Origin of the sequence: Morganella sp. HSTU-ASny43 (genome assembly GCF_022819185.1) — a bacterium.
GTDB lineage: Bacteria > Pseudomonadota > Gammaproteobacteria > Enterobacterales > Enterobacteriaceae > Morganella > Morganella morganii.
Window position 1 is genome coordinate 1 of the sequence record NZ_WSPG01000006.1, and the last position, 25083, is coordinate 25083.

Below are 25083 nucleotides of genomic sequence, written 5' to 3' on the forward strand. Positions count from 1 at the left end.
CATTAAAAATAAAAAACGGATAATTAAAAAAACGGTTTTATAACTTAGCCTGTTTATGCTTTATTTAATTTTCAGGGCATAAAGTCATTATTCTGAAATATAACAGGGCAGTTATTCCCGATGAGAAAGAACAATTTTCTTCAGAAGGTAATCAATGATCTGAAAGATATACGATTGTGGTCCATGAGTATCAGCATGATACTGACATCTCTGACAGTAACGCACTCCTCACTGCGCATTGTCAGACCGGACAATGTGATGACCGATGTCTTTCTCACCCCTGTTATTTATGTGGGGTCTTATGTTCTGACAAAAAAGATACTGTATTTTATATTTGAATAATTGAGAGGTTAATTATGAAAGAATTAAATCAGGAACAATTATTGTTCGTTTCAGGTGCAGGGTTTATCTCTGCCGGAATGATGTTCGCCGGTATTGCATTTGATATCAGTGCTGTAATGATCTCAAATATCAGCCGGAACAATGAAGAAATTGTTTTTGCTGATCATAAGGATATTTCCCGTCTTCGTTATGATGTTATATAACACATCCGTTATCCGGCATTTTTCCGGCAAATGTTTCCGTCAGCGTCATTCCGGCTGATATCCGCATTATTAACAGGGATTTCCGGTGCAAACTTTTCATCACCAAAACCACAAAATGGATTAACAAAACGGTGTATTGCTCTAAAATAGCAGGGCGGCGGGTATTGACCGGCCGACGGGTGCAACACAGCACCGGGAGTCACCTGAAAAATAGTCGGAGAAGGTATGTCATCATTAAGCCGGGAAGCAGAACTTGTCCACGCCGCGCTCATCGCACGCGGGCTGGAGACACCATTGCGGGAGCAGACACTGCCGCCGGAAACCCGCAAGGTTCAGATTGAAGCGCATATGACAGAAATTATGAAGCTGCTCAATCTCGACCTGAGCGACGACAGTCTGGCAGATACCCCGAAACGTATCGCGAAGATGTATGTGGATGAAATTTTTTCAGGACTGGATTATCACAATTTCCCGAAAATCACCCTGATTGAAAATAAAATGAAAGTGGATGAAATGGTGACGGTCCGTGATATCACGCTGACCAGCACCTGTGAACACCACTTTGTCACTATCGACGGTAAAGCCACCGTTGCTTATATCCCGAAAGACACCGTTATCGGGTTATCGAAAATTAACCGCATTGTGCAGTTCTTTGCCCAGCGCCCGCAGGTTCAGGAACGTCTGACACAGCAAATTCTGCTGGCACTGCAAACGCTGCTCGGCACCACTAATGTGGCGGTATCCATTGACGCGGTGCATTATTGTGTCAAAGCGCGCGGCATCCGTGACGCAACCAGTACCACCACCACCACCTCACTGGGCGGGTTATTTAAATCCAGCCAGAATACCCGCCAGGAATTCCTGCGCGCGGCCCGTCATATTTAACGGATGAATACTTCAGTCACATCTGCCTCTGCCCGTATTGATGTCCTCGATATGGTGCGGGGGCTGGCCATCCTCGGTATTTTTATTCTGAACATCGGCGGATTCGCGCTGCCGTCTGCGGCCTATCTGAACCCGCTGTACACCCCGGCGGCGTCCGCAACAGATATCGCCACCTGGGCAGTATTAAGTGTGCTGGTGCAGGGGAAATTCCTCGGCATGTTTGCACTGCTGTTCGGTGCCACTCTGATGATGCTCAGCCGTTACAGCCAGCCCTGGAATATGGCGCGGTTACTGGTGCTTGGAGTGATCGGGCTGCTGCATACCGCTCTGCTCTGGGACGGGGATATCCTGCTGATGTACAGCCTGACCGGCGTTGCCGCCTGCCGGATCATCCATAATGTTTCCTCCCGCTGGTGGCTGAAGCTGGTGCCGGTGCTGATCCTGACCGGATTGTTTTTACTGTTTTTCCTGTTATCGGAAGGTGGTGAGCTGAAACTGTTGTACTGGCAGCCGTCGCAGGAAATGCTGGATTATGAAGTACTGATCGCCGACACCGGTGGTATTGCCGGCATGCTGGACAGAATCAGTACCATCAGCGGTATGCTGATGATGATGGTGGTTCAGTATGGCTGGCAGTTACTGGCAATGATGCTGCTGGGCGCAACACTGATGAAAAACGGCTGGCTGAAAGGGGCATATCCGCTGTCTCATTACCGGCGGCTGGCAGCGTGGCTGCTGATCCCGTCACTGCTGCTGCAGGCGGTTGTGATGTGGCTGGAATACCTGAACGACTGGAGTGTCTTCTGGATGGGCACTGTTGGTTATCCGCTGGCGGATATTTTGCAGCCGGTACAGACTACCGGGCTTATTGCTTTGTTTTATGGTTTGCAGCCACAGCTGAAACCGGTTGCCGCCTGTTTACAGCGGGTCGGGCGTACCGCACTGAGCAGTTATCTGCTGCAATCGGTGTGCGGGGTGATACTGTTTGAGTACCTAGGTTATTTCTGTCAGTTTGATCGCCTGACGCTGCTGGCATTTGTGCCGCTGATGTGGCTGATCAACATCCTGTTCTCAACCCTGTGGCTGCGTTATTTTTCTCAGGGGCCGGTGGAGTGGTTATGGCGGCAGGCAGCCAATAAGCTGGCAGCCCGCTGAAACCGGATTATTGCGCGGCGGGTGCCGGTTGTGTGTTATCCGCCGGTTTTTCCGGTGCCGCAGGTGGCTCCGGATAAAGCACATTCAGCTCTTCCGGTGTCACTGCCGGATATGACGGTACATTCTCCGGTAACGTTTGTGGTGCCGGAATCGATTCCTGCGGGCCGAGGAAACGCGGCTCGCGGTTGAGAATATATAAATCAGCCAGTGCGCCCAGCCGGGCAACCACTTCCCGCGCACGGACAGTAAACATATTCTTCGGGGAGGAAACCGCGTAACAGCGCGCCTCAATACCTTTTTCCATCGCGATATACAGCGCCCGTTCACAATGGAAGCGCTGGGTGATAATCGTAAAGCCATTGGTATCAAAGACTTTTCGTGTCCGTACCACAGAATCCAGCGTGCGGAATCCGGCAAAATCGAGCACAATTTTACTGGCCGGGATCCCGGCATTCACCAGATCCTTGCGCATCGTGCTCGGCTCATTGTAACTGTGCTGGGCATTATCGCCGCTCAGCAGCAGATACTTCACCTTGCCGCTGTTATATGCATTCACGGCACCCTGGATACGATACCGGTAATATTGGTTAATTGTCCCGTTTTTATAGTACTTAGCGGTACCGAGTACCATACCGACTTCACTCGGCGGCAGGTCATTGATATTTTCATAGATATAAGGCGCGGTTTTCCAGCTAATCCAGCGATCTGCCGCAATAGCCGCTGCTGCTGCCAGAATAATACCTGCCAGCATCCACAGAATGATCCGTTTCCATATCCGGGCTTTTCCCATTATTACTGAGACCTTTATCACTAATTAGTTACCATAAGGCTAAGATTACTTGAGCGGGGAAAGGCTGGCAAGGGTGAAAAAAAGAATAAAACCCGCACAAGTGCGGGTTTTCAGCGGCAGAATACCGGTTATTCGTCAGAAAGATGTCCGGCGGTAAACACGATATTCCGGATGCCAGAAGTTACGTTCGATAGCTTCATCGAGTGCACCGTCAGAGGTCACAGTCGCGACACCCTGGATCTGTGCTTCTTTGGCAACCTGTTTGGCGATGATACGGGAGACTTTTTTGATGTCCTCGATATCCGGCAGCAGTGAGCCTTCGCCGTTAACAACCATCGGTGAGCATTCAGCCAGCGCGCGGCTTGCTGCCATCATCATGCCGTCAGTCACACGTCTGGCACCGGCGGCCAGCACACCCAGACCAATCCCCGGGAAAATAAAGGAGTTGTTGCACTGGGAGATAGGATAGGTTTTATCCTTATAAATCACCGGATTAAACGGGCTGCCGGTTGCAACCAGTGCATGACCGTCTGTCCAGGCGATAATATCTTCCGGACGGGCTTCCACACGGGAGGTCGGGTTGGACAGCGGCATGACGACCGGACGCGCACAGTTTTTGTGCATTTCACGGATAATCTCTTCCGTAAACAGCCCCGGCTGACCGGAAACCCCGATAAGCACAGTCGGCTTAGCGTTACGGACCACATCTTCCAGTGAAATCGCATCATTCTGCACATCCCAGTCTGCAATAATGTCACTTTTGGTGATCAGTTTGCTCTGGAAATTCAGCAGGTTCGGCAGTTTGTCCGTCAGCAGGCCGAATCTGTCCACCATAAAGATACGGGCACGCGCCTGCTCTTCACTCAGGCCTTCAGACTTCATCTGCGCGATAATCTGCTCGGCGATACCACACCCGGCTGAACCGGCACCCAGGAAGGCAACAGTCTGGTCTTTCAGCTGTCCGCCTGCGGCACGGCTGGCGGCAATCAGGCTGCCGAGGGTGACTGATGCGGTACCCTGGATATCATCATTGAAGCAGCAGAGCTGATCGCGGTAGCGTTCCAGCAGCGGCATCGCGTTTTTCTGGGCGAAATCTTCAAACTGTAACAGCACATCCGGCCAGCGGCGCTTAACCGCATTGATAAATTCATCAACAAATTCATCATATTCTTCGCCGGTGATACGCGGGTGACGCCAGCCCATATAGAGCGGGTCATTCAGGCGCTGCTGGTTATTGGTGCCGACATCCAGCACGATAGGCAGGGTATACGCTGGGCTGATGCCGCCGCAGGCGGTATACAGAGAGAGTTTACCAATCGGGATCCCCATCCCGCCGATCCCCTGGTCACCCAGACCGAGGATCCGCTCACCGTCGGTTACCACGATGACTTTTACATTCTGCTTGGTGGCATTCTGCAGCATGTCATCAATGTAAGCGCGGTTCGGATAAGAGATAAACAGCCCGCGCGCACGGCGGTAGCTGTCCGAGAAATGCTCACAGGCCGCCCCGACAGTCGGGGTGTAAATGATCGGCATCATTTCTTTGAGGTGAGCATTGAGCAGGCGGTAGAACAGCGTTTCATTCGTATCCTGAATGTTACGCAGGTAGATATGTTTGTCAGTATCGTTTTTAAAATCAGAATACTGACGATAGGCGCGTTCAGTCTGCTCTTCGATGGTCTCCACCGCTTCAGGCAGCAGGCCGTGGAGGTTAAAATTACTGCGCTCTTCTTCGGAGAAGGCGCTTCCCTTATTCAGCAGCGGAAATTCTAACAGGATAGGGCCCGCATACGGGATATATAATGCACGTTTACTTTCGTATTCCAGTTCCATGTATGACTACTCTTTGCCAATTGACATTTTTAAGACAGGACGCACTGATCCTAAGTTATCTGAAAAATATGTACAGTAATTGTTACGAAATTAGTGATGCCGATGTGTGAAAGTGAGAGGCGGGATAGATTTATATTTAATAATCACGTAAAGGCTGATACCCGGAACAGATGGGGATCAGCCTCAGCGAAGACAGAATTAATAGCTGAACAGGGCGATATCCTGACACCCCAGGGCGCTCAGTGTGGCAGAGGTACTTTCCCACTGTGACAGCATGGCGTTACTGCCTTCCACCAGCACGGCGCGGTGAATGTCATGCAGGTCGCCGCCGGCCATATTCATAAAGATCAGCGCAGCCTGCAACGGCGGCAGTCCCGGGTTAAAGGCGGCATTTTCAATATACGCACCGCTGTAGATACGTCCGCGGCTGTCCTGAAGCGCCACACCGCTGTGAGAATGAGAATACGGCGCATGGCTGCGGTTGGCTGCCTCGAGCGCTTTTCCGACCACCGCATTGGTGGCGAGGAAATGATAACCGTGATGCACCTGGTCAAATAACCGGGTTTTAATCCCCAGATCCACCGGGCCGAAAGCATGCGGCAGCAGGGTTTTCAGCGGCATGGCAGCCAGTTCCGGTAACTGAATCAGCAGGTCTGTGCCGCTGTTCAGTTCATTCATAAACTGACGGCAGTGGCCGCATGGTGTGTAATTGACGGTGACTTTGCGCAAACCTTTCTCGCCGCGCAGCCAGGCGTGGGTGATCGCGCTCTGTTCTGCATGCACTGTTTGTTGTAACGGTACATGGCAGAATTCCATATTGGCACCGAAATAGAGGTTACCGCTCAGCCCGTGTGCAACTGCGCCGACATTAAACCGGGACACCGGCGTCACGGCACAGGCTGCGGCCAGCGGCAGCATAGCCAGCGCGAGGGCATCTTCATCAGTACCTGCGGCGTTGCAGAGTGCAGTGACCTGTTTGGCAGATAAGTATCCCGGGAAAGTATCAGCACAAACAATGTCCGTCAGCAGGGTCTGTAACGGGGAAGGGAGCGTGTTCAGGGCTGCATGAAAGCGGTTTTGCATAAAATGACCTCCATTATCAATGAGATCATTCTAGCGGGTAGTTATACATAATGAACGTGATTTTTATCACGTTCATTATGAAACGAATGAAACAAATATTGAATTTGCGAGATGGAGCTCAAATTTTCAGGTCAGCCGAATAATGCCAGCAGTACCGGGAAGATAAACGGCGCCATCAGAGAAGTAATAATCCCGCAGGTCATTAATGCCAGTGAACTGTAAGCGCCTTCCACATAATCCTCTTCCGCGCAGCGGGCAGTACCGAGAGCGTGAGAGGCTGTACCCATTGCCAGGCCGCGTGAGGCTTTGGTCGTAACCCGCAGGCGTCTGAACAGGGTATGGCCGAAAATCGCGCCGAGGATCCCGACGAAAATCACACATACAGCACTGATTGCCGCCACGCCGCCGATAGAATTGGACACCGCGATCGCAATCGGGGTGGTGACTGACTTAGGCAGGATAGAGGCCGCAATTTCCGGTGTCGCGCCCATCATAAAGGCAATAGCGGTGCCGGTAACCATGGCAATCACACTCCCGGCAAAGCAGATGGTGATGATGGATTTCCACTGTGCACGGATCTGATGCAGCTGTTCATACAGCGGAAACGCCAGTGCCACCACCGCAGGTTGCAGCAGATCGTTGAGAATGCGGCTGCCCTCAAAATAGTGGTTGTATGAAGTTCCGGTGAATATCAGCAGCGGAATGATAATCACGATGGATATCAGCAGCGGGTTTAATACCGGCAGCTTAAATTTGATATAGATAGCTCTGGCGAGAAAATAGACGCCGATGGTAAGCGGGAGCGACCACCAGATATGCGTTAACATTTGCGTTTCTCTTGTTGTTCAGTGTGTTCTGCTGCGGCCACCGCATCGGCTTCCTGCTGTTCCGGAACCGGAACATGGCGGCGGTGAATAAATTCAGAACTCAGCGCCACAGCACACATGGCGATAAAGGTACTGACGACACAGGCGACGAGGATCGGCAGCAACTGGGCGCTGAGGGTATCGTAATAGTTCATCACACCGATACCGATCGGCAGAAATAACATCGTCATGTTTTTCATTAATAAGGTACAGCCGGGCTGAACCCAGTGTGCCGGAACAATCTGCAGTGCGAGCAGCACAAAAAGCAGCAGCATGCCAACGATGCTGCCCGGGACGGAAAACGGCAGTAACACCGCGATAATATTGCCGGCAAACAGGCACAGATACAGGATCAGAAATGCCCGGAGATAGCGCCAGCCGGTTTCCGCTATCTGTTTTGGTTTCATGATAATGTTCCTTCTTGGATGAACTTATTCATCATACAATTAACTTTTTATTTGTGCTATAGGTCACATAAAAAAACCTGCACCGGAGCGCAGGTTTTTTTCAGTTTATTGTACAGAGAAGAACTTACTTCACCTGCTGACCTGGTTGTGCACCGGAATCCGGGCTGAGCAGGAAAATCTCGTTTCCGCCCGGGCCTGCGGCCATGACCATGCCTTCAGAGATCCCGAAACGCATTTTGCGTGGTGCGAGGTTAGCGACCATCACTGTCAGGCGGCCTTCCAGCGCTTTCGGATCCGGATACGCCTGGCGGATGCCGGAGAAGACCTGACGGGTTTCGCCACCGAGATCCAGTACCAGTTTCAGCAGTTTGTCAGAGCCGTCCACGAAATCGGCAGACATGATCTGTGCAATACGCATATCAACTTTGGCAAAATCATCAAAGCTGATGGTGTCCGCAATCGGATCATCTGCCAGCGGGCCGCTGACCGGTTTGGCTGACATCGCTTTGATATCCTCTTTGGAAGCTTCAATCATCTCTTCCACTTTCGCCATTTCAATACGGCTGAACAGGGCCTTGAAGTCTGCGATCTGATGATCCAGCAGCGGTTTGGCTATGCCGTCCAGTGTCAGTTCCTGATTCAGGAACGCTTCACTGCGGGCCGCCAGTTCCGGCATCACCGGTTTCAGGTAGGTCATCAGTGCGCGGAACAGGTTGATACCCATGGTGCAGATAGCGTGCAGCTCATCATCTTTACCTTCCTGTTTCGCCACCACCCACGGTGCTTTCTCATCAATATAGCGGTTGGCGACATCAGCCAGCGCCATGATTTCGCGGATAGCTTTGCCGAATTCCCGGCTGGTGTACTCTTCGCTGATGGTTTTTTCAGCATCGACAAACTGCTGATATAACTCAGGTTCAGCCAGGGTTGCACTCAGGCGGCCGTTAAAGCGTTTTTTGATAAATCCGGCGGTACGGGATGCCAGGTTGACCACTTTGTTAACGATGTCACTGTTAACACGCTGAACGAAATCTTCCAGGTTGAGGTCAATATCATCAATACGTGAAGAGAGTTTCGCCGCGTAGTAATAACGCAGGCTGTCTGCATTCAGATGATTCAGATAGGTGCGGGCCCGGATAAAGGTACCGCGTGATTTGGACATCTTCGCGCCGTTAACCGTCACATAGCCGTGGACAAACAGGTTGGTCGGCTTGCGATAACCGCTGCCTTCCAGCATGGCAGGCCAGAACAGGCTGTGGAAGTACACGATATCTTTACCGATAAAGTGGTACAGATCAGCGTCAGAATCTTTCTTCCAGAACTCGTTAAAATCGAGATTGCCGCGTTTGTCACACAGGTTTTTGAATGACCCCATGTAGCCGATTGGCGCATCCAGCCAGACATAGAAGTATTTGCCCGGTGCATCCGGGATCTCAAAGCCGAAATACGGCGCATCACGGCTGATATCCCACTGCTGCAGGCCGGAATCAAACCACTCCTGCATTTTGTTGGCGACCTGCTCCTGGAGCGCGCCGCTGCGGGTCCATGCCTGTAACATGTCAGCGAAAGCCGGCAGATCAAAGAAGTAATGCTCACTTTCGCGCAGCACCGGTGTGGCACCGGAGACCACGGAGCGCGGGTTAATCAGCTCGGTCGGGCTGTAGGTCGCGCTGCACACTTCGCAGTTATCGCCGTACTGGTCTTCCGCTTTACATTTCGGGCAGGTGCCTTTCACAAAGCGGTCCGGCAGGAACATGCCTTTTTCCGGATCATACAGCTGGGAAATGGTCCGGGTTTCAATATGACCGTTCTTTTTCAGTGCCAGATAGATGTTCCCGGATAACACCCGGTTCTCCTCGCTGTGCGTGGAGTGGTAGTTATCAAAGCTGATGGCGAAATCAGCAAAATCTTTCTGATGCTCAACGCTCATGTTGGCGATCATCTCTTCAGGAGAGATCCCCTGCTGTTGTGCCTTGAGCATAATCGGGGTGCCGTGAGCATCGTCGGCGCAGATGAAGTGAACCTCTTTGCCGCGCATTCGCTGAAAACGGACCCAAATATCAGCCTGGATATGTTCCAGCATATGACCGAGATGGATTGAACCGTTTGCATATGGCAACGCACAGGTTACCAAAATTTTATTAGCGATCTGAGACATAGAGTATTTCACTTCCTCAAATAATAAAGGGTCTTTGATGTTAACCGATCCCGTCCACCCCTGCCAGCAGTAATCCGGCTTTGTGTGTGGTTTTCCGGACTTTTTTCTGCCGTGAACATCCGGCGATAACCCTGCTGATTGCAGGGGATTTGTTTTGTGCGGGTTTGCGCGGAATGACTAAATTAATCAGTTGGCTTCTGCTATCATTGAAGCCGATAGTTACAGGCAATAAAAACGATAAATTTAAGGAGCCGGGATGAATGCGAAATCCCCCGGGGAGATGAACCCTGAATTGCTGAACGACCAGGTCGCGCAGGTACTGGCGACATTTGAGCATCCGACACTCAAACGCAACCTGATTGCCATCAAAGCGCTGAATCACTGCGCAATGCTGGATGATGTGCTGCATGTTGAGCTGGTGATGCCGTTTGTCTGGAAGCGCCCGTTTGAAGCACTGATTGAAGCAAAAACCAAAGAATTACGCAAAGTGACCGGTGCGGCGGCGGTGGACTGGAAACTGCGTCATGATATCGCGACACTGCGCCGGGCCAATGATCTGCCGGGCATTAACGGTGTCCGCAATATTCTGGCGGTCAGCTCCGGCAAAGGCGGTGTGGGTAAATCCAGTACCGCGGTTAACCTTGCGCTGGCACTGGCGGCGGAAGGGGCGAAAGTCGGTATCCTCGATGCGGATATTTACGGCCCGTCCATCCCGAACATGCTGGGCACCACCAAAGAGCGCCCGACCTCACCGGACGGCCAGCATATGGCCCCGATTATGGCTTACGGCCTGGCCTCTAACTCTATCGGCTATCTGGTGACAGATGATAACGCCATGGTCTGGCGCGGCCCGATGGCCAGTAAAGCCCTGATGCAGATGTTACAGGATACCCTGTGGCCGGATCTGGACTATCTGGTCATCGATATGCCGCCGGGCACCGGTGATATCCAGCTGACCCTCTCACAAAACATCCCTGTCACCGGTGCGGTGGTGGTAACCACACCGCAGGATATCGCGCTGGTGGATGCCATGAAAGGTATCGTCATGTTCAAGAAAGTGAACGTGCCGGTTCTGGGGATTGTGGAGAACATGAGTGCGCACATCTGCAGTAACTGCGGCCATGTCGAGCCGATTTTCGGCACCGGCGGGGCGGAGAAACTGGCGGAACGCTATCACACCAAACTGCTGGGACAGGTGCCGCTGCATATCTCGCTGCGTGAAGACCTCGATCGCGGCCAGCCGACGGTGATGCGTGACCCGGATGGCGAGTTTGCGGATATCTACCGTGAGATCGCCGTAAATGTGACGGCAGAAATGTTCTGGGAAGGGGATAAAATCCCGACAGAGATCGCTTTCCGCGCAGTTTAAGCGGAATTTATTTCTGCTCCGGCACGTCCGGAAAGTCAAAAAGACCAGTGCAGTGATGTGCTGGTCTTTTTTTCGGGTGGCCATAAGAGCGGTTACCCCGAAATAATGAGGCCGGATGCCCGATTATGCTGGAATCTCACGCCGTTACTCCCTATAATTCAGCGCCGGGCGGACACGTTTTGTTACTCACGGCCGGATAAGCATTAAAAGAGGCCGCAGCAGACCGTTTCGGTTTTTTTCTCTCCTATTTTCAAACCGGGTTATTTCAATTATGGCTGACACAGCACAGCAGCAGTGCACTATCATCGGCATCACCGGCGCATCCGCGTCAGGAAAAAGTCTGATTGCCAACACGCTTTATCACGAGTTACGTGCTCAGGTGGGCGATCACAATATCGGTGTGATTCCGGAAGACTGCTACTATAAAGATCAGAGCGATGTGCCGATGGAAGAGCGCATCAAGGTCAACTATGACCATCCGGGCTCTATGGATCACGAATTGCTGTTACAGCATCTGAAAACACTGAAATCCGGTAAGTCGATTCAGTTACCGCAATATGATTACGCCGAGCATACCCGCAAACCGGAATCGGTTCTGTTCAGCCCGAAACGGGTGATTATTCTTGAGGGTATCCTGCTGCTGACAGACAAACGTCTGCGCGAGCAGATGGACTTCTCCATTTTCGTCGACACCCCGCTGGATATCTGCCTGATGCGCCGCATCCGCCGTGATGTGAATGAGCGCGGACGCACACTGGACTCGGTGATTGCACAGTACAATAAAACCGTCCGTCCGATGTACCTGCAATTTATTGAACCAACAAAACAATATGCTGATATCATAGTGCCGCGGGGCGGTAAAAACCGCGTGGCGATTGATATTCTGAAAGCCAAAATCAGTCAGTTCTGCGAGTAAGCCGCCAACAACGATTAACCCGCGTTTATCCGCCGGTGATAAACGCTGAGTTTTATAAGGATGATACCATGCGACTTTGTGACCGTGACATTATTCAGTGGCTTGATGATGGCAGACTGACCATCTCCCCGCGTCCGCCGGTTGAGCGGATCAACGGGGCGACCGCAGATGTCCGCCTCGGGCATCAGTTCCGGGTTTTCCGGGGCCATACCGCCGCGTATATTGATCTCAGCGGCCCGAAAGAAGAAGTGAATGCGGCGCTGGAAAATGTCATGAGTGATGAAATCACCCTGACTGAAGATGAAGTGTTCTACCTGCATCCGGGTGAACTGGCACTGGCAGTGACACTGGAATCTGTCACACTGCCGGATAACCTGGTCGGCTGGCTGGACGGGCGTTCATCACTGGCACGCCTCGGGCTGATGGTCCACGTGACCGCACACCGGATCGATCCGGGCTGGCACGGGCAAATCGTACTGGAATTTTACAACTCAGGTAAGTTACCCTTGGCACTGCGGCCGGGAATGGTGATCGGTGCCCTGAGTTTTGAGCCGTTATCCGGCTCCGCTGACCGGCCGTATAACCGCCGCAGCGATGCAAAATACAAAAATCAGCAGGGAGCTGTGGGCAGCCGTATCAGCGAAGATTAAACGGCGGACAGTACTGTCCGCCAGCGGGTTCAACAGAGAATGGGAAAGGAACAGGGATTATGAAACGATTTTTCACCACGCTGATTATTCTGCTTGTCGTGATAGCGGCGGGCCTCGCGGCCTTAATCCTGCTGGTGAACCCGAATGATTTCCGCGACTATATCGTTAACAAGGTGAAGGAAGACACCGGTTACGAGCTGGTGATGAAAGATGATATGCGCTGGCATGTCTGGCCGAAACTGAGCATCATCACCGGTAAAATGTCCCTGACTGCCCCCGATGCCGCCGAACCGGTGGTAACTGCCGAAAATATGCGCCTCGACGTTGAACTCTGGCCGCTGCTGTCCCATCAGTTATCGGTTCGTGAAGTGATGCTTGACGGCGCACTGCTGAAAATCCTGCCTGAAACCGAATCAAAAGAGAAGAAAAGCGCTCCTGTTGCGCCGGGTAATCAGAAAGCCCGCCCGGTGCCTGTCGAACAGGAAAACAAATGGTCGTTTGATGTTGACCGCATCCGTATCGCCAACAGCCTGCTGGTCTGGCAGACAGAAGACGGTTCGCAGATCAACATGCGCGATATTAACTTCTCTCTTGAGCGTAATACCCCTGAACGCTATGTGATAGCGCTGAACAGTAATATTCTGCGCAATCAGCAGGAGCTCTCTTTCAGCCTGAGTTCTGATATTGACCTCTCCCAGTACCCGGTGCAGGTCAGCGGCAATATTAACCGCCTGAATTACCGTCTGTCCGGTGCCGGTCTGTATGCCAACGGCATCAACGGCAACGGTACGACCACCTATACCTGGCACGAAGCGGTCGGCCAGGCACCGCAGTCCCTGATCCTGGAAAATCTGAAACTGAGCGCTAACGAAAGCCAGCTCAGTGGCACAGTGGAAGCGGCACTCGGTGAAACCCCGCGTTATGATATCCAACTGACCTCCTCAAAACTGAATCTGGATAATCTGCTCGGTTATGAGCGTGCCGTACATGCAGAAAACGGGGAAAAAACCCCGGTTGCCACCAAACCGGCGGTGGTTACCACCGGCAGTGATGCGGATAAATATGATCTGACCTTTATGAACCACTTCAATGCCACTCTGGCGCTGAATGTGGATTCCCTGATTTACCAGGGAATGGAAATCGGCCAGCTGACGGTGAAAGCAGAGAACCGGGGCAGCATCACGGAAATCTCCAAAATGACCGGCAACGTGTTCGGCGGCCGTTTCTCTCTGCCGATGACGATTTATTCCGAAAAAGTTCCGGCACAGCTGCGTATCAAACCGCTGTTACAGAATATTGATGTCAAACCGTTGCTGGCGGCGTTTAAAATGCCGGAAAAATTCACCGGACGCCTGAGTTTTGACGGCGATCTGCGTGGTACCGGTTATGATCAGGACGCGGTCTTAAACAACTGGCGCGGTGACGTGGCACTGACCATCACTGATGTTAAGCTGCTCGGCCTGAATATTCCGTATCTTATCCAGCAGTCGCTCTCCCAGGCGACAGATAAAGTGGCGCAGCCGGAATCGATGGATGCTATGACCGAAGCGAAAAAACTGGAAGCTATCGGTACCCTGAATAACGGTGAAGTAAAAATCAGTAAAATTCTGGCAGTATCCGATGCCTTTAATATCACCGGCAGCGGCCGGACGAACCTGGTGAAACAGAATATGGATGTGAACCTGGGGGTTCAGATCTTAAAAGGCTGGGGGAAAACCAATGACCTGGTGACCTGGCTGCAGTCTGTCCGTATTCCGGTGGTGCTGTTCGGTAACTGGGATAATATTCAGTATAAGTTCGAAGTGGAAAACCTGTTGCGTAATCAGATACAGCAACGGGTAAAACAGGCAGCCGGAGAGTTGCTGAATGAAAAAACCGGAAAGGATCTCAAAGCTGTGGAATCCTTGCTTAACCGGTTATAAATTCGCGGACGATTTATACAAACAGAGCAGTGACGATAATTTATATTGTCACTGCTTTTTTAATGCCGGAGGCCGGAACACTTAAATGATACGGGTAATAACTAAGGTTCATTGACGCATATCATTTAATCTGTTCCCGGTTTTCGGCAGAGTGCATTAATCATTTTTATAAATAAAAATACCAGACAGGAGCAGAAATGTTAGATCTTCTTATTGGTGCTGTCGTCGCCGTCGGCGTCGGGCGCTATATTATTAAAGGGTATTCAGCCACAGGGGTGCTGATGGTCGGGGGCTTACTGCTTCTGATCATCAGTGTCATCATGGGGAAAAACATCCTGCCGTCCGCCGCCACCTCCACCGGCTGGGGACCGACAAACATTATTGAGTATGTGAAGTACCTGCTGATGAACCGCGGCGGCGACCTCGGTATGATGATCATGGTACTGTGCGGCTTTGCGGCTTATATGACTCATATCGGTGCCAACGACGTGGTCATCAAAATGGTCTCCAAACCGTTACAGGTCGTGAACTCTCCGTACCTGCTGATGATCGTGGCCTACTTTATTGCCTGTCTGATGTCTCTGGCGGTTTCCTCCGCCACCGGTCTCGGTGTGTTACTGATGGCAACCCTGTTCCCGGTGATGGTGAACGTGGGGATCAGCCGTGGTGCGGCGGCGGCTATCTGTGCCTCTCCGGCGGCAATTATCCTGGCACCGACCTCCGGCGATGTGGTAATTGCGGCAGAAGCATCTCAGATCCCGCTGAAAGAGTTTGCATTCAGCCTGACTCTGCCGATTTCTATCGTGGCGATTGTATCTATGGCGATTGCTCACTATTTCTGGCAGCGTTTCCTCGATCGCAAAGAAGATATCAAATCTGAGATCCTGGACGTCAAAGAAATCACCACCAATGCGCCGAAATTTTATGCCATTCTGCCGTTTATGCCGATCATCGGCGTACTGCTGTTTGATGGTAAGCCGTTCAGCATCGGTTTCCTGAGCCATATCGTGCTGCCTGAATTACACATCATCACGATTATTGTCGGCTGTATTATTTTGTCTGCCATTATTGAATTCGTCCGTGGTTTTGACGGCAAAAAAGTCTATGCCGGGCTGGATGTCTGCTACCGTGGTATGGCGGATGCCTTTGCCACCGTGGTTATGCTGCTGGTGGCGGCCGGTGTGTTCGCTCAGGGCCTGAGCACCGTCGGCTTTATCTCCGGTCTGATCAGCCTGGCGCAGTCTTTCGGTTCCGGCGCGATTATCATGATGATTGCTCTGGTGATTATTACCATGCTGGCGGCGATGACTACCGGTTCCGGTAATGCGCCGTTCTATGCGTTTGTGGAGCTGATCCCGCGCCTGGCACAGCAGATGGGTATCAACCCGGCGTACCTGGTGATCCCGATGTTACAGGCATCCAACCTCGGCCGTACCATGTCACCGGTTTCCGGTGTGGTGGTGGCGGTTGCCGGTATGGCGAAAATTTCACCGTTTGAAGTGGTGAAACGGACATCCGTTCCGGTGCTTGTCGGCCTGCTGGTGGTGATTGTCGCCACTGAGTTCCTGGTGCCGGTAACACTGTAAAACGACACGGGCCGCAGCGGTTATCCGCTGCGGCTTTTTTGTATCAGTACGGAAAGTGTGAGGTTGGCTTTGGATAAGATTTTTACCGGTGTGGTGCAGGGCACGGCGCTGATTCTAAAAATTGAAGAAAACAATGATCATCTGATTCATATTGTGCAGTTTCCGGAGGAATTATTAACGGGGCTGGCGATTGGTGATTCCGTATCGTATAACGGCTGCTGCCTGACTGTCGCAGCGATTGATAACAGCCATGTCGGGTTTTATCTTTTCACCGATACCCTGCTGAAAACCGCGCTCGGGCGGCTGGCTGCGGGTGATAAGGTCAATATCGAAAGAGTGGCGGCATAATGATATAAAAAAACCCCGTATCTGACGGGGTTTTTGTTCTGTGAGGGGCGTTAATTACACACGGTTAAAGGCAAGAATACGGACTGAACGCAGGTCAGCCTGAGACTCGTCGGCAATTTTCTGAGTAGCTTGTTCTAATGCATCCCGGGGTGACACACCGGCTTCGGTTTCTGTGATCTGATGTCCCTGTAAAGTGTCTCCGTTACGGGCACGCACTTTGTACGATACAAACCAATAATCCATATCATCACCTGCTTCTGTCATTAATCGTTTAATCACCATAGCGGTTTACGTCACTGATTAATGTGACCGGAATCAATCATTTAATTGTTTTTCTGTCCGGACGGCAGCGCATCAGCCTGAGCCGCGATATCTTCCAGAATCGTTTCCCGTTCAAAGAGCAATTGTTGTTCACGGCTTGAAGAGCAGGTGAACAGAAGCAGGATAAGCAGACCGGTTGCGGCGGCGGAAATCAGCCATGAACGGCGATCCATTCTGCGGTTACGGACACCGGAGGCAGCGGAATACAGCCATCCCAGAACGGCACCGCAAATCAGCCCGCTGAAATGGGCCACATTATCCGTCACCGGCTCCTCATCATCCGGCACTGCACTGAGTACCGACAGTACGATCAGGACAATCATGGTGATCAGCAGATTTTTATAACGCAGGCTGTCCGCCACCGACACGGACGGATCTTTCCGGGCCCGGATAAGATACATCACGGTGGTACCGGCAAGCCCCATAATGGCGCCGGAGGCCCCGACACCGACAGTCACCGGAATGCCGGACAGCGGAGACATATCGTTCTGAGTGGCCTGCCAGAGCGCGCTGGCAAAGGATGCGGAAATACCGGTAAACAGATAGATAAACAGCATTCTCATTTTGCCGGTCAGCGCTTCACAGTTAATGCCGAACACCAGAAGGGCGATGAGATTGACGCCCAGATGAAACGGATCGGAATGAAGCAGGATGCTGGTTATATAGCGCCACCAGTCGCCGGTCAGTGATAACTGATACACACTGCCGCCCGCCAGCAGCATATTGTAGACCTGGTCTGCCAGCGGCGAAGCGTAATTCACCTGCCAGATATAAACGCCGGTATTGAGCAGGGCAAGGAAAAAGGTGAGCAGCATGGCTGAGAGCCGGTACTCCGGCCGTGAAGGCAGAACCACATCACCCCAGGGATTTATGTTATTCATTATTATTTTGCGGATAATTTGATTTGATTAAGTCTATTTGAGGGGCAGGCAGGCTGTAAACAGGAAAAAGCCGGGATAATTATCCCAGCTCTGACAAATGCGGATAGCGGCAGGAATTAATTATTTTCCAGCCATTCGGTGTGGAACACGCCGTCTTTATCAGTACGTTTATAAGTATGTGCACCGAAATAGTCACGCTGTGCCTGGATCAGGTTCGCCGGCAGTACCGCGCTGCGGTAGCTGTCATAATAGGCGATAGCGGCAGAGAAGGTCGGTGTCGGGATACCGTGCTGAACACCGTAGCAGACCACATCACGCAGTGCCTGCTGATATTCATCGGCAATCTGTGTGAAGTAAGGGGCCAGCAGCAGGTTAGCCAGTGCCGGGTTTTCCGCATATGCGTCAGTGATTTTCTGCAGGAACTGGGCACGGATGATACAACCGGCGCGGAAGATTTTCGCGATTTCGCCGTAGTTCAGATCCCAGTTGTACTCATCAGAGGCAACGCGCAGCTGTGAGAAGCCCTGAGCATAAGAGACAATTTTACCCAGATACAGGGCGCGGCGGACTTTTTCAATAAACTCTGCTTTATCACCGCTGAACACAGCTGCTTTCGGTCCTTTCAGTACTTTGGAAGCCGCAACGCGCTGGTCTTTCAGAAACGAGATATAACGGGCAAATACGGATTCGGTGATCAGTGTCAGCGGCACGCCGAGGTCGAGCGCGCTCTGGCTGGTCCATTTACCGGTACCTTTGTTAGCGGCTTCATCGAGGATCACATCCACCAGATAGTTGCCGTCTTCATCTTTCTTGCGGAAGATATCTTTTGTGATATCAATCAGGTAGCTGCTCAGTTCGCCGTTGTTCCACTCACTGAAGACGGAAGCCAGTTCATCATTGCTGATGCCGAGGGCATTTTTCAGGACGGAGTAAGCTTCCGCAATCAGCTGCATATCGCCGTATTCGATACCGTTGTGAACCATTTTGACGTAATGACCGGCACCGTCAGCACCGATATAGGTCACACACGGCTCGCCTTCGGCCTGTGCCGCGATCTGTTTCAGGATCGGGGCAACCAGTTCGTAAGCTTCTTTTTGTCCGCCCGGCATAATGGACGGCCCTTTCAGTGCGCCTTCCTCACCACCGGAAACGCCGGTGCCGATAAAGTTAAAGCCCTGTGCGGACAGCTCTTTGTTACGGCGGATGGTGTCCTGAAAGAAGGTGTTACCGCCGTCGATCAGAATGTCGCCTTTATCGAGATGCGGAGTGAGGGACGCGATGGTTTTGTCGGTGGCTTCACCGGCTTTGACCATCAGCAGGATACGGCGGGGTTTTTCCAGGGAGTCAACAAACTCTTCAATGCTGTAGCTGGGAACCAGTTTTTTTCCCGGGTTTTCAGCAATCACTTCATCGGTTTTATCTGAAGAGCGGTTAAAAACAGAAACAGAATAACCGCGGCTTTCAATATTCAGTGCGAGGTTACGGCCCATAACGGCCATACCGACAACACCAATTTGTTGTTTGGACATGAAGACTCCTTCAGGAATTGACCCGTGACTAACGACGATTTCGTTAGCTGACTGTTAATTTCGTCACAGTTTAACGCATGTAAAGGCTGCGTGGTAGCGATTGATGCAAACGGTCTCGTCATAGCGCACAACAGGAACAGCGGCAAAGTACGGAATTTTTTATTGCTATTTGGCCGCACAATCCGCATTATTCCGGATGCAGCATAAGCTGTGTGAATAAAAGGTAAAACTAACCGTATGGAATGGATCGCTGATCCGTCGATTTGGGCCGGCCTGGCCACATTAATCGTACTCGAAATTGTTCTTGGTATTGATAACCTTGTTTTCATTGCCATTCTTGCCGATAAACTTCCTCCTGCACTGCGTGACAAAGCCCGTATAACCGGTCTGCTGTGTGCGCTGGTCATGCGTATTATTCTGCTGTTCAGCCTCTCCTGGCTTATCACGCTGACCAAACCGATGTTTACGATGTTCGGCCATCCGTTCAGTGCGCGTGACTTAATTATGCTGATCGGGGGTCTGTTCCTGCTGTTCAAAGCCACAATGGAGCTGAACGAACGGCTGGAAGGCGGTGAGCATAACGACGGGCAGCAGCGGAAAACCTCAAAATTCTGGGCGGTGGTGGCACAGATTATTGTGCTGGACGCCGTCTTCTCGCTGGACTCCGTGATCACGGCAGTCGGGATGGTGGACCACATCGGTGTGATGGTCACGGCGGTGATTATTGCCATGCTGCTGATGATCTGGGGCAGCCGTCCGCTGACCCGCTTTGTCAATGAGCACCCGACCATTGTTATCCTGTGTCTCAGCTTCCTGCTGATGATCGGTTTCAGCCTGGTGGCGGAAGGGTTCGGCTATCACATTCCGAAAGGTTACCTCTACGCGGCGATCGGTTTCTCCATCATGATTGAGATGCTCAACCAGGTGGCAATGTTTAACCGCCGTAAATTCCTGCGCGGGAGAAACTCTCTGCGCCAGCGCACGGCGGAAGCGGTACTGCGTATTCTGAGCGGCAAGCGCGAATCTTCAGAGCTGGATAACCGCACGGCGGATCTGATTTCGGATAATCAGGAAATTTTTGACCCGGAAGAGCGGCAGATGATTGTCCGCGTGCTGGGGCTGTCGCAGCGTAACGTCAACAGTATTATGACCTCGCGTCATGATGTGGAGATGCTGCGGATTGATGCGACCAGTGATGAAATTGCGGCACTGCTGATTAAAAATCCGCACACCCGCGTGGTGATCAAAGGCTCGGCGGATGATGATGAACTGCTGGGTGTGGTGCATGTGATTGACCTGCTGCATCAGCGTTTACAACAGGATACGCTGGATCTGCATGCGCTGATCAAACAGCCGCTGGTCTTCCCTGAACAGCTGTCATTACTGAAAGCGCTGGAGCAGTTCCGTCAGGCGCAGACACACTTTGCCTTTGTGGCCGATGAGTTCGGGTATGTCGAAGGGGTGGTGACACTGACAGATGTGATGGAAACCATTGCCGGTAATCTGCCGGTCAGCGGTGTTGAGAATGATGCCCGCCATGACATTCAGTTTACGGATGATAACAGCTGGATCACCAACGGCTTTATGCCGCTGGAGGATTTAATCAACTATATTCCGCTGACACTCGATGAAAAACGCGAGTATGAAACGGTGGCCGGTCTGCTGATGGAGCATTTGCAGCGTCTGCCGAAAGTCGGTGAGCAGATTAACATTGACGGCTGCCTGTTTGAGCCGCTGGAAATTCAGAATCACCGTATTAACCGTGTGAAAATCACACTGCCGGAGAATCCGGAAGACCGTGATGATTACTAAGGGTTAAAACAATAACGCCGCCGGAGACGGCGGCGTTATTCTCATTTCTGTGCAGGTTATTCAACCGGGGCACATTCAAAATCACTGAAGATTTTCTGGCTGTTTTTGGCGCGGGGTTTAAATTTTCCGGCTGGTTTGTTAGTTACAGGTAATAATCACGCGATCACCGGATCCGTTACTGATGCAGTATTCAGTAAATCCCCGGGCAGCGCCCATTGACCAGGTATCAGGGACTGCATAAGCAGAGCAGGCGGTAATCACACCGGCCAGTAGTATTTTTTCATTTAAGATATCTGTCAGGGTGGCCGGTAACGGGGTATTCAGATTTTGACACACAATAATTTTACAATTACTGATTTATCTGCTTTATTTTTATCTTTAATTGTATACCCTGCAATTCCTGAATTATGGTTATGTATCAGATTTCCTGAGGGATAAAAAACCGCCTATGTCTGTTGTGACACTGATCCTTGTTTTTTTGCTGGCTGTGATTGCCAGTGTGTTTATCTCCCGTCTGCTGGGGGACAAAATTCCGCTGCCTTTTATTCAGATTGCCATTGGCGCGGGGTTATCACTCTTCGGTTTTGATGTGGCGTTTGAGCCGCATCTGTTCCTGTTCCTTTTTATCCCGCCTCTGCTGTTTCTTGACGGCTGGCGTATTCCGAAGGAAGCGCTGTTCAGTGATATCAAACCGATTTTCTCGCTGGCCATCGGTCTGGTGTTCTTCACGGTTGTCGGCATGGGGCTGTTTATCCACTGGCTGATCCCGGCGGTTTCCCTGGCGGTTGCTTTTGCATTAGCGGCGATCCTGTCACCGACAGACCCGGTGTCTGTGGCGGCAATGACCGTCAATGCGCCGCTGCCGTCCCGTATGGCCCATATTCTGGAAGGGGAATCCCTCTTTAATGATGCCAGCGGCCTGGTGTGCTTCAGTTTTGCTGTAACAGCTGCACTGACCGGGACATTCTCTCTGCCGTCAGCTGCCGGGAAGTTTATGGTGGTAGCGCTGGGCGGAATTATGGTCGGTTTACTGATTGCCATGTTTATCGGGAAAGTGAACCAGTTCCTGGTGCAGCGTACCGGGGAAGACCCGGCGATTCAGATTATGATCAGCCTGCTGATCCCGTTTGTCTCTTATCTGGCGGCAGAGCACCTGGGTGTGTCCGGCATTCTGGCCGCAGTGGCAGCCGGTATCGCCATGCACTATGAGCGTATTGTCGGCCGTATGCAGTCTGCCACCCGCATGCAGAGCAAGGCGGTCTGGGACACCGTGCAGGTCGCGCTGAACGGAATGATCTTTATTCTGCTGGGTGAACAGTTACCGGGTATGTGGCGCTCAGTGCCGCAGGTGGCGGCAGATGCCGGAGCTTCCGCACCGTGGGTACTGCTGCTGTACGTGGTGATTATCACCTTTGGCCTGGCGGTGCTGCGTTTTGCCTGGGTATGGATTGCCATGACACTGACGGTTTTCCGCCAGCGCCGCAAAGGTAAGCAGTCTGATATGCCGCATCTGCGCCTGATGGCGATTATGGCAACTGCCGGTGTGCGCGGGGCGATTACCCTCGCCGGTATCCTGACACTGCCGATGCTGATGAATGACGGTTCACCGTTTCCGCACCGGGATCTGGCTATCTTTCTCGCTATGGGGGTGATTCTGTTTTCACTGGTGATTGCGGCGGTTGCACTGCCGGTGCTGACCAGAGGGCTGAATACGGACTTACCGCATGATAATGAAGAGCTGAATGCCCGTTTCACCCTGAATGAAGCCGCAATGAGCAATCTGCGTGTGCAGATGGCGGAGCCGCTGGAAGATATTGATGAAATGACACTGCGCACAGAAGTGGGGACTCATTTGCTGGAGATCTACGGCCGTCATCTTGACAGTAACAGTGATGACCAGACTGCCGGATTTGACTGGCATAATGTGATCCGCATGGAACGGCGGATGTCACTGACAGCGCTTCAGGCGGAGCGGGATGCCCTCAAACAGCTGCGTAAGAGTAAGAATATCAGTGAGCACACTTACACCCGGCTGGTGCAGGAACTGGATCTGAAAGAAGAGGCGCTGAAACTGGCGCTGCACTGACAGTAACAGAATAAAAATCAAAGACCCGCAGTGCGGGTCTTTTTTTACATCACAACACTGCTGCGGGTATGTGCCTGCAGAACCCGTGAGGCGGTCTGTGTCATGGTATCGTTGATTTCATCGAGCCAGTGATGAACCTGCTCAGCGGATAACTGCAGTGACGGGCAATCCCGGTCCTTCTGGTTGTTCTCTTCCAGTAACAGAACCAGTTCGGTATCCAGCAGAGACTGGATCATATCTATCCACAGGCCGATTTGCTGGTTCAGCGGCTTTCCGGCCGGAGAGGTGATGCAGTAGCGGTTGAGCCGTTCAGCGGCGGTATACTGAAAATCATCCCGCAGTGCCATCCGCTCTGCCAGTGTGGCGGTTTCAGGCGCGGGCAGCGGAGTACCGAGACAGGTAAACTCATAACTGTCTTCCCGGGTAAACAGACTGTCATTCAGCCGGATCTGCTTTTCCTCATAATGCATCAGGACTTCGCGCAGCAGGGCGCTGACCGCAAAAAAGTGGTCGGTTTTATGAAACTGGCTGCCGTTGAGATACGGCGCACTCAACTGCTGCCGCAGGGATTGCTCATCTTCCTCCGGCGAGGAGACAAAACGCCTGCGGGATTTCTGTGTTTTGAACCAGCGGCGCCAGCGGTGGCGCGACAGATACAGCAGCAGGCTGAGTAACAGCAGATAATAAAGCGAGTCTAAAAGTTCGTCCTGCATAAGCGCCTTCCCAAGCAAAAATCAAAGTTCACGGCGGACAAACGATACTGTTTCAGGATCGGCAATCCGCTGATAGTCCTTTGTATTCAGAATAATGGAGCACTCCAGGCTGCCGGCATTAAAGGCCAGCTCACTGAAACGTTCAAATAACATCGGATCGGCAACGAGACGGAGATCAGGGTGAAAGCTGAACGGCGGGATAGCACCGAACACACACTGTGTCAGTTCAGCTGTTTCTGCAGGGCTGGCGAGAGAGGCGCGGGTGCCGCCGGTTTTTTTTGCCAGTGCCTGTAAATCCGCCTGCTGATCAGAAGGCAGAATCGCAAGAACATACTGACGTACACCGTTTCCCTTGATATGACAAACCAGTGCTTTGGCACCCTGACCGTGGTGTGTGCCGCGCACTCTGGCGACTTCTTCGGTTTTCCCGGCGGAGGCATGATGTACCACACGGTAGCGGGCATTATGTTCATCCAGCCGGGCGGTCAGTTTCTCAAAAATCGGGGTCATATCACTCATAGTCTCTGCATTTGTTGCCAATATCCTGCCTATTATAGAAGGTTACGGCAACAAAAACAGCGGACAAAAAAGGATTTCCCCCGCTTTCGGATTAACGGTGACGGGAACGCAGTTTTTCAATAACAGCGGCCAGATCCAGATCGGCATCCTGGAGCAGTACCAGCAGGTGATAGAGCAGATCCGCGGATTCTGAGGTCAGTTCCGCCTTATCGCGGACAGTGGCGGCCAGTGCGGTTTCCACGCCTTCCTCGCCCACTTTCTGGGCAATCCGTTTGGTCCCGGCGGCATAGAGTTGTGCTGTGTAAGAGCTGTCCGGATCCGCCGTTTTGCGGGATTTTATAACAGACTCCAGTTCATACAGGAAACCCTGGGCTGTCTGTGCGGGCGCAAAACAGCTGTTGGTACCCTGATGACAGGTCGGGCCGATCGGGGTGACCAGCGCGAGCAGCGTGTCGTTATCACAATCTTTAAACAGGTCTTCCAGATTAAGGAAATGCCCGGACGATTCCCCTTTGGTCCACAACCGCTGTTTGGTGCGGGAATAAAACGTCACGCGTTTTTCGCTGATCGTTTTGTCCAGTGCGTCGCGGTTCATGTAGCCCAGCATCAGCACATCACCGGAGACGGCGTGCTGCACAATAACCGGCAGCAGATCGCCGGTTTTCTGCCAGTCCAGTTGTGCGATTTCCTGTTCCGTGAGCATCGTGTG

Annotated in this window: 24 protein-coding genes; 11 read left to right on the forward strand and 13 right to left on the reverse strand. The window is 52.1% G+C overall.

The features are described 5' to 3' along the window. The first annotated feature begins 356 nt into the window (after positions 1-356). The 3 genes from GN208_RS04490 (at position 357) to yeiB (ending at position 2585) form a co-directional block, all read left to right on the forward strand. Positions 357-545, forward strand: coding sequence for a hypothetical protein (locus GN208_RS04490; protein ID WP_015422563.1), 189 nt, complete (start codon positions 357-359; stop codon positions 543-545). A gap of 225 nt (positions 546-770) precedes the next feature. Further along, positions 771-1430: a GTP cyclohydrolase I FolE gene (gene folE, locus GN208_RS04495; protein WP_004235735.1), complete on the forward strand. Its 660-nt coding sequence runs from the start codon at positions 771-773 to the stop codon at positions 1428-1430. Positions 1431-1433: 3 nt separating this feature from the next. Next, positions 1434-2585 carry a DUF418 domain-containing protein YeiB gene (yeiB, locus tag GN208_RS04500; RefSeq protein ID WP_004235736.1) on the forward strand — a complete coding sequence of 384 codons (1152 nt, stop codon included), beginning with the start codon at positions 1434-1436 and terminating at the stop codon, positions 2583-2585. Positions 2586-2592: 7 nt separating this feature from the next. On the opposite strand, the gene sanA is transcribed toward yeiB, so the two are convergent. The 6 genes from sanA to metG all read right to left on the reverse strand — a co-directional run bounded on the left by sanA (position 2593) and on the right by metG (position 9722). Continuing rightward, positions 2593-3375 carry an outer membrane permeability protein SanA gene (sanA, locus tag GN208_RS04505; protein WP_004235737.1) on the reverse strand — a complete coding sequence of 261 codons (783 nt, stop codon included), beginning with the start codon at positions 3373-3375 and terminating at the stop codon, positions 2593-2595. Between the two features lie 135 nt (positions 3376-3510). Then, positions 3511-5208: an NAD-dependent malic enzyme gene (locus GN208_RS04510; protein ID WP_004235738.1), complete on the reverse strand. Its 1698-nt coding sequence runs from the start codon at positions 5206-5208 to the stop codon at positions 3511-3513. Positions 5209-5406: 198 nt separating this feature from the next. Further along, positions 5407-6291 (reverse strand): cytidine deaminase, encoded by an 885-nt coding sequence (cdd, locus tag GN208_RS04515; RefSeq protein ID WP_004235739.1) that lies wholly within the window; start codon positions 6289-6291, stop codon positions 5407-5409. Positions 6292-6422: 131 nt separating this feature from the next. Then, on the reverse strand, positions 6423-7118 hold the full coding sequence (locus tag GN208_RS04520; RefSeq protein WP_004241693.1) for a CidB/LrgB family autolysis modulator: 696 nt from the start codon (positions 7116-7118) through the stop codon (positions 6423-6425). Further along, the gene (locus tag GN208_RS04525) at positions 7112-7564 is read right to left on the reverse strand and encodes a CidA/LrgA family protein (RefSeq protein WP_004235741.1); all 453 of its coding nucleotides are present in this window, start codon (positions 7562-7564) and stop codon (positions 7112-7114) included. The genes GN208_RS04520 and GN208_RS04525 overlap by 7 nt, the downstream gene beginning before the upstream one ends. A gap of 124 nt (positions 7565-7688) precedes the next feature. Further along, the gene (metG, locus tag GN208_RS04530) at positions 7689-9722 is read right to left on the reverse strand and encodes a methionine--tRNA ligase (RefSeq protein WP_015422564.1); all 2034 of its coding nucleotides are present in this window, start codon (positions 9720-9722) and stop codon (positions 7689-7691) included. Between the two features lie 256 nt (positions 9723-9978). On the opposite strand from metG, the gene apbC reads away from it, so the two are divergent. From apbC to GN208_RS04560, 6 genes are all read left to right on the forward strand, one after another. Next, the gene (gene apbC, locus GN208_RS04535) at positions 9979-11091 is read left to right on the forward strand and encodes an iron-sulfur cluster carrier protein ApbC (protein WP_004235745.1); all 1113 of its coding nucleotides are present in this window, start codon (positions 9979-9981) and stop codon (positions 11089-11091) included. 271 nt (positions 11092-11362) lie between these two features. After that, the gene (gene udk, locus GN208_RS04540) at positions 11363-12007 is read left to right on the forward strand and encodes a uridine kinase (RefSeq protein WP_004235746.1); all 645 of its coding nucleotides are present in this window, start codon (positions 11363-11365) and stop codon (positions 12005-12007) included. A gap of 68 nt (positions 12008-12075) precedes the next feature. Further along, on the forward strand, positions 12076-12657 hold the full coding sequence (dcd, locus tag GN208_RS04545; RefSeq protein WP_004235748.1) for a dCTP deaminase: 582 nt from the start codon (positions 12076-12078) through the stop codon (positions 12655-12657). A gap of 59 nt (positions 12658-12716) precedes the next feature. Then, positions 12717-14579, forward strand: coding sequence for an outer membrane assembly protein AsmA (asmA, locus tag GN208_RS04550; protein ID WP_004235749.1), 1863 nt, complete (start codon positions 12717-12719; stop codon positions 14577-14579). 197 nt (positions 14580-14776) lie between these two features. Next, positions 14777-16165, forward strand: a complete 1389-nt coding sequence (gene dcuC / locus GN208_RS04555; RefSeq protein WP_004235750.1) for an anaerobic C4-dicarboxylate transporter DcuC — start codon at positions 14777-14779, stop codon at positions 16163-16165. Between the two features lie 69 nt (positions 16166-16234). Then, entirely contained in the window at positions 16235-16513 is a 279-nt protein-coding gene (locus GN208_RS04560) for a hypothetical protein (protein WP_004235751.1), read from the forward strand. 54 nt (positions 16514-16567) lie between these two features. Here the strand turns inward: GN208_RS04560 and GN208_RS04565 are convergent, their stop codons facing one another. From GN208_RS04565 to gndA, 3 genes are all read right to left on the reverse strand, one after another. After that, the gene (locus GN208_RS04565; RefSeq protein ID WP_029991050.1) at positions 16568-16756 is read right to left on the reverse strand and encodes a hypothetical protein; all 189 of its coding nucleotides are present in this window, start codon (positions 16754-16756) and stop codon (positions 16568-16570) included. A gap of 80 nt (positions 16757-16836) precedes the next feature. Continuing rightward, the gene (locus tag GN208_RS04570) at positions 16837-17715 is read right to left on the reverse strand and encodes a rhomboid family intramembrane serine protease (RefSeq protein ID WP_004235753.1); all 879 of its coding nucleotides are present in this window, start codon (positions 17713-17715) and stop codon (positions 16837-16839) included. A gap of 116 nt (positions 17716-17831) precedes the next feature. Further along, entirely contained in the window at positions 17832-19244 is a 1413-nt protein-coding gene (gene gndA, locus GN208_RS04575; protein WP_004235757.1) for an NADP-dependent phosphogluconate dehydrogenase, read from the reverse strand. A gap of 237 nt (positions 19245-19481) precedes the next feature. Here gndA and GN208_RS04580 point away from each other — a divergent pair, with 237 nt between their 5' ends. Further along, positions 19482-21056, forward strand: coding sequence for a TerC family protein (locus GN208_RS04580; protein ID WP_004235759.1), 1575 nt, complete (start codon positions 19482-19484; stop codon positions 21054-21056). A 138-nt stretch (positions 21057-21194) separates the two neighbouring features. Here the strand turns inward: GN208_RS04580 and GN208_RS04585 are convergent, their stop codons facing one another. Next, a complete protein-coding gene (locus tag GN208_RS04585) occupies positions 21195-21392 on the reverse strand; it encodes a hypothetical protein (RefSeq protein ID WP_032098883.1) in 198 nt (65 codons plus the stop codon). Between the two features lie 112 nt (positions 21393-21504). Between GN208_RS04585 and GN208_RS04590 the strand changes: the two genes are divergently transcribed. Continuing rightward, the gene (locus tag GN208_RS04590) at positions 21505-23142 is read left to right on the forward strand and encodes a Na+/H+ antiporter (protein ID WP_015422565.1); all 1638 of its coding nucleotides are present in this window, start codon (positions 21505-21507) and stop codon (positions 23140-23142) included. Positions 23143-23186: 44 nt separating this feature from the next. On the opposite strand, the gene GN208_RS04595 is transcribed toward GN208_RS04590, so the two are convergent. From GN208_RS04595 to hisIE, 3 genes are all read right to left on the reverse strand, one after another. Next, complete coding sequence (locus GN208_RS04595) at positions 23187-23855, reverse strand: hypothetical protein (protein ID WP_004235762.1); 669 nt, start codon at positions 23853-23855, stop codon at positions 23187-23189. Between the two features lie 21 nt (positions 23856-23876). Further along, positions 23877-24374: a YbaK/prolyl-tRNA synthetase associated domain-containing protein gene (locus tag GN208_RS04600; RefSeq protein ID WP_004235764.1), complete on the reverse strand. Its 498-nt coding sequence runs from the start codon at positions 24372-24374 to the stop codon at positions 23877-23879. A gap of 91 nt (positions 24375-24465) precedes the next feature. Beyond that, positions 24466-25077 (reverse strand): bifunctional phosphoribosyl-AMP cyclohydrolase/phosphoribosyl-ATP diphosphatase HisIE, encoded by a 612-nt coding sequence (gene hisIE, locus GN208_RS04605; RefSeq protein WP_004235765.1) that lies wholly within the window; start codon positions 25075-25077, stop codon positions 24466-24468. Positions 25078-25083 lie beyond the last annotated feature (6 nt).